Below are 14,280 nucleotides of genomic sequence, written 5' to 3'. Positions count from 1 at the left end.
CCCGCTTCCCCCGGAGAAATGCAAGGCAACTCCCGTTCCGATGTCCGCTCCGCCGATCGAGGCGGGCATTGCCGCATCCGTAACGGCGCGCCTGACGCGCCGGCGGTCCCCGCACGCAGCATCCGCGGGTTTGATCCACCTGGGCGTTTCAACTCCCTATCACTGACGAGGAGCCATCCCATGGCAACCAAGAAAGCTGCGAAGAAGAAGCCCGCCGCCAAGAAAGCGGTGAAGAAGGTCGCGAAGAAGGCCGCTGCCAAGAAGGCAGTGAAGAAGGTCGCGAAGAAGGCGACCGCCAAGAAGGCAGTGAAGAAGGCTGCGAAGAAGGTCGCCAAGAAGACCACTGCGAAGAAGGCAGTGAAGAAGGCGGCGAAGAAGGTAGCCAAGAAGTCCACTGCCAAGAAGGCCGTCAAGAAGACCGCGAAGAAGGCCGTCAAGAAGGTAGCCAAGAAGGCCACCAAGAAGACTGCCAAGAAGGCAACGGCCCGCAAGCCGGCCAAGAAGGTCGCGAAGAAGGCAACTGCCAAGAAGGCCGTCAAGAAGACCGCCAAGAAGGCAGTAAAGAAGACCGCGAAGAAGGCGACCAAGAAGGCTGCCCCGAAGAAGGCAGCGAAGAAGGTTGCCAAGCGCAAGCCGGCCGCCCGCAAGAAGAAGGCTGCTCCGGTCGCTCTGCCGGCAACCCCGGCGCCGCTGATCTAAGTACTTCCCGATAGCCGCATCCTGAAACCCCCTTCCCTGACTGCCCAGCGGGGAGGGGGTTTTTTTATGGGCCGTTTGTAGGGTCGAGCCGTGCTCGACTGCTTTTCTGACGGTCGACGCTAGCGGTGCGGCGCCGGTGGAAAGCGCTCCACCAGGAAGTCCAGGAAGCTGCGCAGGCGGGTCGAGTGGTAGCGATCGTGGGCGTAGACCACGTGCATCGGCCGACCGGTCTGGCCGAACTCAGGGAGCAGTTGCACCAGGCGTCCGGTGTCGATGTCGGCAGCCAGCAGCAGTGCCGACTGCAGCACGATGCCCAGCCCATGCAGCGCTGCCGTGCGCAGCGCTTCGCCGTTGTTGATCTGCAGCCGGCCGCCAGGCACACGCTCGAGTTCGCCAGCATCGGCCTGCAGCCACTGTGCGAGTGCGCTCGGTTCGAAGGACAGGCACTGATGCAGGGCGAGGTCCTGCAGGCTGCGAGGCGTGCCATGCCTGGCCAGGTACGCCGGCGATGCGCACATCATCAAGCGATACGGTGCCAGCGCACGCGCCACCAGCATGCTGCTGTCGGCCAGCGTGCCGATGCGCAGCGCCGCTTCGAAACCCTCCTCGGCGAGGTCGACCACGCGGTCGCTCAGCGTGACTTCGACCCGGACATCCGGATGGCGCGCCATGTATTCGGCCAGTGCCGGTACCAGTGCGTGCGTGCCGAAGATCACCGGCGCACTGATGCGCAACGTGCCCGCCGGTGCCAGCTGCTGGTGCTGCGCCTGTGCGTCCGTTTCTTCCACCAGCCGCAGGATCTCCCGGCAGCGGGTGTAGTAGTCCTCGCCGAAGGGCGTCATGTGCTGGCGCCGGGTGGTACGGCTCAACAGCTGCATCCCCAGCCGTGCTTCCAGCGCACGCAGGTGCTTGCCGGCCATCGTCGCCGAGATATCCATCGCCGCCGCAGCAGCGCTGAGGCTGCCCTTGTCCACGATCAGCACGTAGACCTGCATGCTCTCCAGCAGATTCATCTGACACCCCGGGTGTTGAATGCTGAAACCTGCGCGGAGTTTATCAATCAGGGGTGATCAAACAGCATGTACTGCACGGGCCGGATGTACCGGCTGGCGGATTGGGAGAACATCATGGATCTGGGGCTTGAAGGGCGTACCGCGCTGATCACCGGGGCGGGCAGTGGCATCGGTGCCGGTGTGGCCAGGCTGCTGGCGGCACAGGGAGTACGCATTGCGATCAGCGCACGGCGTGCCGAGCCGCTGCATGCACTGGCGGCAGAGATCGAATCTGCAGGCGCGCCGGCACCGATCGTCCTGCTGGGCGACCTCACCGATGCGGAGCAGGTACGCCACATTGCTGATGCAGCCTCGGCGGCACTGACGCGTGTCGACAGCCTCGTCAATGCGGCTGGAGGAGGCCGGCCGACCACGGTGGATGCGGGGGATGATGTCTGGGAGGAAGCCATGGCCTTGAACTTCTCTTCGGCACGACGCCTGACCCAGGCACTGCTGCCGGCGATGCAGGCGCAGGGCTGGGGGCGGGTGATCAACCTCAGCGGTTCAATGGAACCGCGCGCGGTGAATGCTGCCACGGCGGCGAAGGCGGCGTTGCATCTGTGGAGCAAAGGGCTGTCGTCGGCGCTGGCCTCACAGGGCATCACGGTCAATGCAATCGCGCCGGGACGCATCAACAGTGCTCAGATCCGGGACCGCCTGCATCCCACCGAGGAAAGCCGGCGTGAGTTCATCGAACGCAACATTCCGATCGGGCGTTTTGGCGATCCGGAGGAGGTGGCGCCGCTGGTGGCCTTTCTGGCCTCGCCCTTGGCCGGCTACATCACCGGCGCGGTGATTCCGGTGGATGGCGGCATGCACTACTTCGCGCATTAGCCTTCCGTTTGTAGAGTCGAGCGGTGCTCGACTGCTTTGCTCTACAACTGCCAACAAAAAGGGCGACCCGCAGGCCGCCCTTCGCACACACGGTGAAGCCCGCCAACTCAGCGCGGCGAGGCCACCGCACGGTTGCTCGAAGCACCCTTGCCCTTGCGCTTGTCCTGCTGCGCCGGGCTCGCGCCTTCGGCCATCAGGTTGTCGCTGCCGAAGTCGGTGTCCACGTCCAGCCAGCGCTGCGTCGGCAGGCCGAGCGCGGAATCGAGCACCGTCGGCAGCAGGCCGCTGGGCAGGCCGCTTTCGCCGTTCCACATGATGGCGATGCCGAGATCGCGTTCCGGTACCAGCGCGACCAGGCCGCGATAGCCCTGCACGGCACCGGCATGGAACACCACATCGTGGCCGGCGTAGTCGAAGGTGCGCCAGCCCAGTGCGTAGCCGGCCGAATGCAGGCGCTCGCGGCGCCAGCCCGAACGCATTTCGCCCGGGGTGTTGATCAGGCTCGAATGCAGGGTGGCCAGCAGCGGTGCCGGCAGCACGTCCGGGCGATGGCCGGTGTGGGCCAGCAGCCACTGCGCCATGTCGCTGGCGCTGGCGTTGACGCCGGCGGCCGGGGCGACGCGGTAGTAGGTCGGCTTCGGTGTCAGCGACACCCAGCCATTGCGGCTGCGCACGTGCGGACGCGCCCAGCGCGAGCTGGCCTGGATGCCGGCCAGGCCGAGGCTGGCATCGTTCATGCCCAGCGGCTTGAAGATGCGGCGCTCGACCGACTGCTCGTAGAAGCTCCCCGAGGCGGCATAGACGACGTCGCCGATCAGGCTGAAGGCCACGTTCTGGTAGGCGTAGCAGTCGCCCGGCAGGCACTTCAGGCTGGTATTGGCCAGCTTCTGGGTGAGTGCGTAATACTCGGCGTTGCCTTCGATGTCGCGGTCGTAGGCGTTGTACGGCAGGCCGACGCGATGGCTGAGCACGTCGGCCACGGTCAGGCGATCGGTCGCTTCCGGAGAGTTCAGGCGGAAGCCCGGTACGTAGTCGGTGACCTTGCTGTCCCAGCGCAGCGTGCCATCGTTGACCAGCAGTCCGGCCATGGTGCCGGCGAAGGCCTTGGACAGCGATGCCAGGCGGAACACGGTGTGGGCGTCGACCGGCAGCGGGTTGTTGACGTCGGTAACGCCATAACCACGCGCGCTGAGTACGCGGCCACCCTGCACGATGGCCACGGCCATGCCGGGCACACGCTCGCCATAGGTGAGCTGCTGCGCCATCGATTCGATGTTGGCCACGTTGAAGCCGGCCGCCGGCAGCTGCACCTGCGGCACCAGGCCGGTGCGGTAAGCGGCGGGCTGGGTGTGGGCGACGGCGGTGGCGGCGGATTCGATGTTGGCCGGCATCGGCGGCAATGGCGGCGGGGTCTGCGCGGTGGTGGACAAGGCAACGGGCATCAACATGCCCAGCAAACCGGTGGCCGCCGAACGGATCGGACGACGCAGGCTGTTCTTTTTCATCGTGGAGACCCGTGCGCGACTGCTGATGGCGATTCTAGCGCCGCTTTTCCCTTGTGCACAAACAAAGCGAAGATGAATGCGCATCTCGTTGAAAAAGTTGGAATTTTGACGCCCCGAAAGCATGTGTCGGAACGTGTCGTCCCGGCGGGGCCGTGACACTGCGTTGCGGCGTTCTGCGTGGTTGCTGCTGGCGATGTTGCAGTGCATTGGCTAACGTACGCGCTTCACCGCCCCCGGAGCCTGCCATGCCGCTGTCCAACCGCCGTCTTCTGGCGAGGGACACCGCGTGAGCGCGGTGAAGGGCAAGGGGCCGTTGCGTGGGCTGACGGCGGCACTGCGTGAGTCGCCGGCGCTGTGGTGGTCGTTCCTGTACTTCTTCTGCCTGCTCAGCGGCTACTACGTGCTGCGCCCGGTGCGGGAGGCGATGGCCGCCTCGGCCGACCTGGAAACGGTGTTCCCGTCGATGCTGATCGCCTGGTTCGCCAGCCATGGCATCGCGCTGAAGGATTTCGTCCTGCAGTTCCTGTTCTCCTGCGTGTTCGTGATCATGCTGGTGCTGCAGCCGGTGTACGGCTGGCTGGTCAGCCGCTTTCCGCGGCGGGTATTCCTGCCGGCGGTGTATGGGTTCTTCATCGTCACCCTGCTGGGCTTCTACGCGCTGTTCGACAGCAACGTGCCGGGGCGCGGCATGGCCTTCTTCCTCTGGGTGATGGTGTTCAACCTGTTCGCGGTGGCGGTGTTCTGGAGCTTCATGGCCGACGTGTTCTCCAACGCGCAGGCGCGGGCGTATTACGGCTACATCGGCGCGGCTGGCACCATCGGCGCGTTCCTGGGCCCGCTCATCACCAGCGCGCTGGCACAGCGTGTGGGCATCGCCAACCTGATGCTGGTGTCTGCGGGTTTCCTGATTGTCTGCTTGTTGAGCATCTGGCGGTTACGGCACTGGGCGGTGCTGCGCGAACGCGAGCAGCAGCTGGTCTCGGGCGAGAAGCCGATGGGCGGCAGCGTGCTTGACGGCCTGAAGCTGATCGCACGCGAGCCGCTGCTGCGCTGGCTGGCCGTGCTGGTGGTGTTCGGCGTGGGCGTGGGCACCCTGTTGTACAACCAGCAGGCCAGCATCGTGCGCGCGGCCTTCAACGACCCGGCTGCCAGCACCGCGTTCTTCTCGCGCATCGACCTGGCGGTGAACGCGCTGACGCTTCTGTTGCAGTTGAGTCTGACTCGCTGGCTGTTGTCGCGCCACGGCATAGCCCCGGCCCTGCTGATTCCCGCGTTCGCCATCCTGATCGGCTTCTCGGTGCTGGCCGCATCGCCGCTGCCGATGATGGTGGCGGTGGTGCAGGTGCTGACCCGCGCCAGTGAATTCTCGCTCTTCAAGCCGGCACGCGAAACCATCTACACCCGGGTGGACCGCCAATGGCGCTACAAGGCCGGTGCGGCCATCGACACGGTGGTCTACCGTGGTGCCGACCTGAGCTTCACCTGGGTGCACAAGGGCTTGTCGCTGTTTGGTTCACACGTGGTGTTCATCGGTGGCGTGGTGGCTGCCGCGTGCATGACCGCCGCCGCATTCGGTGTGCTGCGCGAAGAAAAGAAGCTGCCGCGCGACCGCTGAGCCGCGCGGGGTCGGCTCCCTCTCCCACGGAGAGGGCTCTGACCCCATCACCCCATCCATCTATCCAAGGAACCGCCCATGTACTGGATCGCACTCGCCCTGACCCTGCTGGTCGCCCTGCTGCACGTCTATTTCCTGGTCCTGGAAATGTTCCTGTGGACGCGCCCGCTGGGCCTGAAGACCTTCCGCAACACGCCCGAGAAGGCAGAGACCACGCGCGTGCTGGCGGCCAACCAGGGCCTGTACAACGGCTTCTTGGCGGCGGGCATCGTGGTGGGGCTGGTGATCGATCAGCCGGTGCTGGTGACGTTCTCGCTGGCCTGCGTGGTGGTGGCCGGGTGCTATGGCGCGTACAGCGTGAGCCGGCGCATTTTCATGATCCAGGCCGTACCGGCGATTCTGGCGTTGGTGTTTCGCGCGCTGGCGTAGTTTCCAGCCAACGGCGCAGCCCCTCGTGGGGTGGTCGCGTAGAGCTGTTCATGTGATTGGTGGGGCGGGTGGGCCGTGCAGGGGACGCTGCAAGTACGTCCATGTAAGCTCGATGGCGCCATCCATGGCACCAACGCCCCTGCACGGCCCACCCGCCCCACCCCTGACAGTTTCCGTGCGCGGCCAGCCCACGGAGAAGAAAAAGAAGATCAAGAGCAACAGCAACAGCGGGTCGCTGCGCTCGTGGGTTCTGCGCGCATGAAAAAAGCGGCCGATGGGCCGCTTTTGCTTTTGTTCTTCTTTTTTCTCTTTCGTGGGTGGACGCCGCAGAGATCTGTCAGAGGCTGGAGGGGGGGGCCGGGCGGGGTATCCGCGCCATGGATGGCGCGGCTAAGCCTCCACGGACGGATTCACGGCGTCCCCGCCTGGCCCCACACCTCCAGCCCAACCGATGAACGGCCTTCAGCGTCCACCCACGAGGGGCTGCGCCGTTCGCGGGAACACTACTTCACCGGCGACAGCCACATGTCGATCACCGCGCTGAACACCTCGGTGCCCACACGGTCGCGCACGCTCACCGTCACCGGCAGCGCGTAGCCTTCAGCCGTCGCCACGATCGGCTGCGCCGGCAGCGCCACTGCATGCAACATGCCGCGTGCCTTGGCCAGGTACTGCACCTGCATGCCCTTCGGGATCCAGCGCATGCCCTTCGGCAGCGAGGCATCGACCATCAACCCGGCGGTCAGCTCGGCCAGGTTGCACATCGCGATCGCGTGCACCGTGCCGATGTGGTTGCGCACCTTGCGGCGGTCGGCCAGCGTGCCTTCGCAGCGGCCGTGCTCCAGACGGGTTATGCGTGGCGCAATGCTGGCGAAGTAGGGCGCCTTGAAGCACACCGCGCGTGAGAACAGCCAGTTGCCGGCAGGCCAGCGCTGCAGGCGGTGGTAAAGCGAGAGCAGGGGCGTGGACATGGTTGATGTTCCGGTCGGCGGATAAAGCGACGGCGGGCCGAGGCCCGCCGTCGTGGCAACGCGTGTCGCGGGCGATCAGGCCGCCTGCGAATGGGGGTCCTTGTGCTGGCGGTCGTAGTAGCTGGCCGCGCGCAGTTCGTGGGTGTCGAAGTCGTCCACGGTGATGGTGTCCAGGGTCAGCGTACGCAGTTCTTCCAGCAGGCTGCGCTCGTCCTGGGTGATCACGCCTTCGGCCACGGCCTCGTCCAGCTGGCTCTTGAAGTCCAGCGCTTCGATGCCCTTGCTCTTCAGCGCCTTCAGGAACTTGCGCTCCACCGGCTCGGCCATGATCGCCTTGCTCAGGTAGCTGTTGATACGGCCGCCCGGGTTGTTCTCGCACGGGGTCAGGAACACGCCGCTGGCCAGACGGTCGCGGGCTTCGTTCGGCGCCATCAGCAGAGCGGCAACACGGCGGCTCAGGCGGTCGCCGGGGGCCTCGGCACGACGGCCCAGCGGGAAGATCAACGCCCACATCAGCCAACCGATCGGACGGATCGGGAAGTTGCGCAGCGCGGCCGACAGCGATTCTTCGATCTTGTGCACGCTGTCATGGAAGGCCCAGGCCAGCAGCGGCTGGTCGGCCTGCGGTGCGCCTTCGTCGTGGTAGCGCTTGAGCATGGCGCTGGTCATGTAGACGTGGCTCAGCACATCGCCCAGGCGGCCGGACAGCGATTCCTTGAACTTCAGCTTGCCGCCGAGGGTCATCATCGAGATGTCGGCCATCAGCGCCAGGTTGGCCGAGTAACGGTCCAGCTTGCGGAAGTAGCGGCGGGTGTAGGCGTCACCCGGGGCAGCACCGAAGCGTGCACCGGTCAGGCCGAACCAGAACGAACGCACGGCATTGGAGAGGCCATAGCGGATGTGGCCGAACAGGCTGCGATCGAACTCCTGCAGACCGGCACGGGTATCCGGATCCTGCGCGGCCTTCATTTCCTTCAGCACCCACGGGTGGCAGAGGATCGCACCCTGGCCGAAGATCAGCAGGCTGCGGGTCATGATGTTGGCGCCTTCCACGGTGATCGCGATCGGCGCGGCCTGCCAGCTGCGGCCGGCGAAGTTGCGCGGCCCCAGGATGATGCCCTTGCCGCCGATCACGTCCATCATGTCCGAGATCACTTCGCGGCTCATGTTGGTGCAGTGGTACTTGGCGATCGCCGACGGCACCGACGGCACGTCACCACGGTCAACCGCCGCGGCGGTGGCCTGCGACAGCGCACTGATCTTGTAGGCCTTGCCGCCGATGCGGGCCAGCGCTTCTTCCACGCCTTCGAAGCGGCCGACCGACAGGCCGAACTGCTTGCGGATGCGCGCATAGGCGCCGGTCACCGCGGCACCGGCCTTGGCACCGCCGCTGGCGGTGGACGGCAGGGTGATCGAGCGGCCCACGGCCAGGCACTCGTTGAGCATGTTCCAGCCCTTGCCGGCCATGGCAGCGCCACCGATCAGCTGGGTCAGCGGGATGAACACGTCCTTGCCGCGGATCGGACCGTTCTGGAACGTCGAGTTCAGCGGGAAGTGGCGACGGCCGATTTCAACGCCGGCGGTGTCGCGCGGCAGCAGGCCCAGGGTGATGCCGATGTCGCGGGTATCGCCGATCAGGCCATCCGGATCGTACATGCGGAAGGCCAGGCCGATCAGCGAAGCGACCGGGGCCAGGGTGATGTAGCGCTTGTCGAAGGTCAGCTTGACGCCGAGCACCTGCTCGCCGTTCCACTCGCCCTTGCAGACGATGCCGTAGTCCGGAATGGAGGTGGCGTCGGAGCCGGCGAACGGACCGGTCAGGCCGAAGCACGGCACTTCGCGGCCATCGGCCAGGCGCGGCAGGTACTGGTCCTTCTGTTCCTGGGTGCCGTAATGCACCAGCAGTTCACCCGGGCCCAGCGAGTTGGGCACGCCGACGGTGGAGCTGACCACCGAAGACACCGACGCCAGCTTCTGGATCACCTTGTGGTGGGCCAGCGCAGAGAAGCCCAGGCCGCCGTATTCCTTCGGGATGATCATGCCGAAGAACTTGTTCTTCTTGATGAAGGCCCACAGTTCCGGCGGCAGGTCAGCGTGGACGTGGGTGATTTCCCAGTCGTTGACCATGGTGCACAGCTCTTCCACCGGGCCATCGAGGAAGGCCTGTTCTTCGGCGGTCAGCTGCGGCTTGGGATAGTTGAGCAGGATGTTCCAGTCCGGATCACCGGTGAACAGTTCACCCTCGAAACCGACCGAGCCGGTTTCCAGCGCGATGCGCTCGGTCTGCGACAGTGGCGGCAGCACCTTGCGGAACACCTTCATCATCGGGCCGGTCAGCAGCGGCTTGCGGATGAACGGCAGCAGCAGCGGCACGGCGATGACGGCCAATACAGCGGCTGCGACGATCGTGGCGGTCTGGTTGACGTAGGGAATGAACCAGCAGGCGGCCAGCAGGGCCACGCTGATCAGCGTCCAGGTAACCAGCCGCATGCGGTGGTAGGCGACGAACGCGCCTGCCAGCAGCAGGGCGAGGAAGGGAAGAACGATGCTCATGAGCGTGCTCCGGTGACGTGCTCGTTTGTGGCGGACGAAGCCGCAGCGTCTGCTGCGGGCAACACGTCCAGATAGTCCAACACAGTAGCGGTAAAGGCGTCGTTGTCATCGCCGGCTACCATGTGCGTGGCCTGCGGCAGCTGTACATGGCGCGCGTGCGGCGCCAACGCCAGGAATTCGGCCACGGTCTGCGGCGTGACCAGGTCGCTGCGACCGCCGCTGACCAGCAGCAGCGGGCACTTTACCTGGCGCGCGGCTTCGGCCAGTGCGTCCTGGTGCTGTTCGCTGTCGCGGGCCAGTTCGGCCACCAGGCGCGGATCCCAGTGCCAGCGCCAGCGGCCGTGACCGTCTTCGCGCAGCAGCGCGCGCAGCGACTGCTCGGATTTGCGCGGACGGTGCGGCATGTAGGCCGAGATCACGTCGGCGGCCTGGCTCAGCGAGGCGAATCCGTCGGGATGGGCGGTCATGAAGGCGAGGATGCGCTCGACACCGGCGGTATCCCAGCGCGGGGTGATGTCGACCAGCACCATCGCCGAGAACAGGCCCGGCCAGCGCGACTCGGCCAGCAGACCGAACAGGCCCCCCATCGAGGCCGCAACCAGCACCGGCGGGCGTGGCTGTTCGCCAGCCAGCACGATCAGGTCATCGGCGAACTGTTCGCCGTGATAGGGCAGGTCGGCGGCATTCCAGTCCGAATCGCCGTGACCACGTGCGTCATAAGCCAGCGTCTGCAGGCCGGCTGCAGACAGGGCACGCGCGGTGGCATTCCAGGCGTGACGGGTCTGGCCGAAACCGTGCGCGAACAGCACCCGGCCACGACGACCGTGGTCGCTGGCAGTGGCGGCGAGGCGGGCACCATGGGCCGCCTCCAGGTGCAGGTCATGGAACGCAGCGGGAGTAGGGGACGTAACCATACTTGCTAGTATGGATCGCTTGTGAGGGAAGTCAATACTGCATCGTATGGTGCGGTGCGGCAGCCCTGCGGGAGAGCCCTTTGACGGTTTCGCCCGCAACGGCGTACTGCAACGAACCCCGGCGTATGGTTAAATCAGCCCATGAATCAACCTGACGCTTCCGCCGGCGAACCGCGCGCCGGCCGCAACAGCCGCCTGAGTGCCGAAGACTGGGCCCAGGCGGCCCTCGACCTGATTGCTGAACAAGGCGTAGGCGCCGTTGCGGTGGAACCGCTGGCGCGGCGCCTCGGCGTGACCAAGGGCAGTTTCTATTGGCATTTCCCCTCGCGTGACGCCTTGCTGCAGGCCGCGCTGGAACGCTGGGAACTGTTCGAACAGGAACAGGTGTTCGGCAGCCTGGAAGACGTACCGGACCCGCGCGTGCGCCTGCGCCAGCTGTTCCAGATGGTGGCGCATGAAGTGCAGCCGCACATCATCTACAGCGAGCTGCTGAAGGCACTGGACCATCCGATGGTGCGTCCGGTGATCGACCGCGTGTCGCAGCGCCGCCTCGACTATCTGATCGCCTCGTTCCGCCAGGCAGGGCTCAGCTCGACCGATGCGCGCCACCGCGCACGCCTGGCCTACGCGGCCTATGTCGGCTTCCTCCAGCTGTCGCTGCAGCTGCAGCAGCCCAAGCAGGCGCGCGAGGATTTCGAGGCCTATGTCGAGCATCTCATCGAGACGCTGATTCCGAACGGTTGAGCGTCGTTGCTGCGTTGAATGCAGAAAGGCCGCGGCAATGCCGCGGCCTTTTCCGTTGGTGCTGCCGCAATCTGGCAGGCACAAAAAACAACGGCCCCTTGCGGGGCCGTTGCTGCATCAGCTGATCAGTGGATCGATCAGAACTTCTGCTTGTACTGCATGTACATGTAGCGGCCCGGCAGGTCGTACTGCGGGTCGAACATGTTGTACGAGGTGTAGTACGAAACCGGCGGGCCCTTGTCCCACGCGTTGTTCAGGCCGACCATGATGGTGCCCTTCCACGGCGTGTTGTAGCGGAACTGGATGTCGTGGTAGGTCGTGGCACCAATGTGGTTCGTTCCCTTCGCGCCATCAGAGCAGTATGCGAAGGTTTCCGGTTCCTTGACTGGATCAAACGGGCACGGTTCGGTCATGCCGGACTTGTAACGGATGCCGTAGTTGACCCCGAAGTCCCCGTAGGACCAGTCGACATACAGATTGGAACGGATGCGCCAGTAAGGGTCCTGATCGCGGTAGCGACCCTGACGACCATCAACCGGGGAATCCGGGGTCGATTTGGTGTCCCACTTGGACAGGTAGGTGCCGTCCAGAGTGATGGTGAACTGGCCGATCGAAGTTTCCGGCAACTTGTACAGGATGCCCAGATCCCAACCTTCCACCTTGTACGACGCCAGGTTCTGCAGCGGCATGTTGACGTTGGTGATGGTGTAACGCTGGTTGGTGCTGCCGTAGTTTGGATCGCGGGTGATCAGGCCGCAGTAGGCCGCCTGCTGCTGAGGTGTGCCGCCGTAGCAGTTGCTCATGATGTCCTGGATCGCCGGACGGGTGATGGCGTCTTCAACCTCGATCTGCCACCAGTCCAGAGTGACGTTCAGGCCGGTGACGAAGCTCGGGCTCCATACCAGGCCCAGCGTCTTGCTGGTCGACGTCTCAGGCTTCAGGTTCGGATTGGCCTGCCAGGTGAACGGCACAACCGTCTGCTTGCGGCCCGCACCGGCGCCAGGCTGCACGAAGCCAGCTGGAACACCCTGTGCGGCACATTGCGCAGCAACCGCACCGGTACGCAGGCCTGCGTTGGAGGAGCAGGGATCGATGTAGCTCTCGAACGAGTCAGCATCGCCGCGATACAGGTTGTTGATGCTCGGGGCGCGGAAGCCTTCCGAGTAGTTACCGCGGATCATCAGGTCGTCGATCGGCTTCCAGCGGAAGCCGAACTTGTTGTTGGTGGTGTTGCCGAAGTTGCTGTAGTCGGAGTAGCGCGATGCCACGCTGAAGTCCAGCAGCTTCGCGCCCGGCAGATCGGCCAGCACCGGGATCGACAGTTCCACGAAGAACTCGTTCAGGTCGTAGGCACCCTTGGTCGGTGCAGCACCGTTGCCGGTGCTCAGGCCCGAGGCAATGAAGGCGTCCGGATCAAACTGACCGGTTTCCTTGCGGTACTCGTAGCCGGCAGCGAAGCCCAGCGCACCGGCCGGTAGCTGCACGATCTCACCGGAGATGTTGGCGTAGTAACCCTTCGACACAAGGCTCGCTGAGTCATGTGCGGTGAAGGACACGTAGTCCAGCGCTTCCTGCGAGACCGAACCCAGACCACCCAGCGCATTGATCGGCACGCACCCGGCGATGACGGCACCCGCCGAGTTCAAGCATGCGGGCTTGCCATCGCGCAGTGCCGACGGACCGTAGGCTTCTTCCAGGCGCTGCACATTGAACAGACCGTAGGTCAGATCGTTCTGGTCGGTCTTGTCGTAGCGGTAGCCGACATCCCAGTCGAAGTTGCGGCCGGCGAACTCGAAGAAGCCTTCGAAACCACCGTAGAAGTGCCAGTTCTTGACGTTCTGGTTGAACGAACGGCCACCGGATTCATTGAAGCGACGATTGACGCCCTCCAGTTCGACGCCATACGGGTTGTACATGCTGTCCGCGCTCAGGTCCATGCCAGTGACCGGCATGGCGGCCAGCAGCTGCTCGGACTTGCGCTCGTTGTACATCGCCTCGGTGCGGAAGGTGATGTTGTCAGTCAGGTTGTACGAACCCAGCACGAACAGCGAGGTGCGCTCATTCGGGGTCAGCAGGTAGTTGTCCGGCGCGGTGTTGTAGCCATGGATGTTCGGATCAAACGGGGTTTCAACACCGTTGAGGATGATGTACTGCTCGTCGTTGCGCGTGTAGTTGCCGGGGATGCCGGTCGCGCTCTGACCGCTGTAGAACGGCGGGCCGCCGGCGGAGATCTTGCGGTCACCGGCCATCACGGACTTTTCGTTGACGTAGGACGCACCGACGGTAATCGAAGCGCGGTCGGTGACGGTACCCAGAGTGAAGTCGTACGCTTCACGCTCACCGTCGCCGGCGCTGTACTGGCCCTTATAGGCATTGACTTCAGCGCCGTCGAAGTTCTGCTTGGTGATGATGTTCACCACGCCGGCGATCGCGTCCGAACCGTAGATGGTCGATGCGCCGTCCTTCAGGACGTCGATGCGCTCGATCATCGCGGTCGGAATGGTGTTCAGGTCGACGCTGCCATCCAGGCCGGTGGTCCAGCGACGGCCATTGACCAGTACCAGGGTGCGCTCGGAACCCAGGTTGCGCAGGCTGACGCCGGCCGAACCGTCACCGCCGTTGTTGTAGGTACGGTTCAGGGCGGCGCCGTTGGCGGCAACGCGCTGCAGGATGTCGGCGACCGAAGTCACGCCCTGCTTGTCGATGTCGGCGCGGGTCAGGCTCAGGACCGGCTGCGAGGTTTCGATGTCGGTGCTCTTGATGCGCGAACCGGTGACCGAGATGCGGTCAAGGTTGGTCGCTTCCTGGGCCTGGGCGGTGGCAGTGGACGCCACACCGGCAACGAGCGCGACCAGAACGGCATCGCGCAGCTTGTTGGACTGGAAATTCATTGGCTCTCTCTCTCCAAGAAATCTTGGCTGGGTTAATGCCCGGCGGGGGAGCGAAAAGCGCTCCCAAATCGCG

11 protein-coding genes are annotated in these 14,280 nt (G+C 64.9%); 5 read left to right on the top strand and 6 right to left on the bottom strand.

Features of this window, described 5'->3' with window-relative positions:
* Positions 1-18 precede the first annotated feature (18 nt).
* The gene (locus ACZK5G_RS17160) at positions 19-699 is read left to right on the top strand and encodes a histone (protein WP_182266552.1); all 681 of its coding nucleotides are present in this window, start codon (positions 19-21) and stop codon (positions 697-699) included.
* Between the two features lie 119 nt (positions 700-818).
* Here ACZK5G_RS17160 and ACZK5G_RS17155 read toward each other — a convergent pair whose 3' ends face one another.
* On the bottom strand, positions 819-1,712 hold the full coding sequence (locus tag ACZK5G_RS17155) for a LysR family transcriptional regulator (protein WP_478464177.1): 894 nt from the start codon (positions 1,710-1,712) through the stop codon (positions 819-821).
* 114 nt (positions 1,713-1,826) lie between these two features.
* On the opposite strand from ACZK5G_RS17155, the gene ACZK5G_RS17150 reads away from it, so the two are divergent.
* Complete coding sequence (locus tag ACZK5G_RS17150) at positions 1,827-2,585, top strand: SDR family NAD(P)-dependent oxidoreductase (RefSeq protein ID WP_478464175.1); 759 nt, start codon at positions 1,827-1,829, stop codon at positions 2,583-2,585.
* A gap of 107 nt (positions 2,586-2,692) precedes the next feature.
* Here ACZK5G_RS17150 and ACZK5G_RS17145 read toward each other — a convergent pair whose 3' ends face one another.
* The gene (locus ACZK5G_RS17145) at positions 2,693-4,090 is read right to left on the bottom strand and encodes a serine hydrolase domain-containing protein (RefSeq protein ID WP_032130059.1); all 1,398 of its coding nucleotides are present in this window, start codon (positions 4,088-4,090) and stop codon (positions 2,693-2,695) included.
* 286 nt (positions 4,091-4,376) lie between these two features.
* Between ACZK5G_RS17145 and ACZK5G_RS17140 the strand changes: the two genes are divergently transcribed.
* Both ACZK5G_RS17140 and ACZK5G_RS17135 read left to right on the top strand, forming a co-directional pair.
* Positions 4,377-5,705, top strand: a complete 1,329-nt coding sequence (locus tag ACZK5G_RS17140; RefSeq protein ID WP_478464173.1) for an NTP/NDP exchange transporter — start codon at positions 4,377-4,379, stop codon at positions 5,703-5,705.
* 78 nt (positions 5,706-5,783) lie between these two features.
* Complete coding sequence (locus tag ACZK5G_RS17135; RefSeq protein ID WP_049401423.1) at positions 5,784-6,134, top strand: DUF1304 domain-containing protein; 351 nt, start codon at positions 5,784-5,786, stop codon at positions 6,132-6,134.
* A 503-nt stretch (positions 6,135-6,637) separates the two neighbouring features.
* Here ACZK5G_RS17135 and ACZK5G_RS17130 read toward each other — a convergent pair.
* The 3 genes from ACZK5G_RS17130 to ACZK5G_RS17120 form a co-directional block, all read right to left on the bottom strand.
* The gene (locus ACZK5G_RS17130) at positions 6,638-7,105 is read right to left on the bottom strand and encodes a hotdog fold domain-containing protein (RefSeq protein ID WP_049401422.1); all 468 of its coding nucleotides are present in this window, start codon (positions 7,103-7,105) and stop codon (positions 6,638-6,640) included.
* Between the two features lie 75 nt (positions 7,106-7,180).
* Complete coding sequence (locus ACZK5G_RS17125; protein ID WP_032130064.1) at positions 7,181-9,658, bottom strand: acyl-CoA dehydrogenase; 2,478 nt, start codon at positions 9,656-9,658, stop codon at positions 7,181-7,183.
* Complete coding sequence (locus ACZK5G_RS17120; RefSeq protein ID WP_032130065.1) at positions 9,655-10,572, bottom strand: alpha/beta fold hydrolase; 918 nt, start codon at positions 10,570-10,572, stop codon at positions 9,655-9,657. Before ACZK5G_RS17120 ends, ACZK5G_RS17125 begins: the two co-directional genes overlap by 4 nt.
* Before the next feature lie 141 nt (positions 10,573-10,713).
* On the opposite strand from ACZK5G_RS17120, the gene ACZK5G_RS17115 reads away from it, so the two are divergent.
* A complete protein-coding gene (locus ACZK5G_RS17115) occupies positions 10,714-11,316 on the top strand; it encodes a TetR/AcrR family transcriptional regulator (protein WP_006464233.1) in 603 nt (200 codons plus the stop codon).
* Between the two features lie 137 nt (positions 11,317-11,453).
* On the opposite strand, the gene ACZK5G_RS17110 is transcribed toward ACZK5G_RS17115, so the two are convergent.
* A complete protein-coding gene (locus tag ACZK5G_RS17110) occupies positions 11,454-14,207 on the bottom strand; it encodes a TonB-dependent receptor plug domain-containing protein (protein WP_049420961.1) in 2,754 nt (917 codons plus the stop codon).
* Positions 14,208-14,280 lie beyond the last annotated feature (73 nt).

This window comes from Stenotrophomonas sp. 62841_Sma, assembly GCF_056482945.1.
Note: the sequence above shows the minus strand (reverse complement) of the source record. Positions and strands in the feature narration are given on the sequence as shown.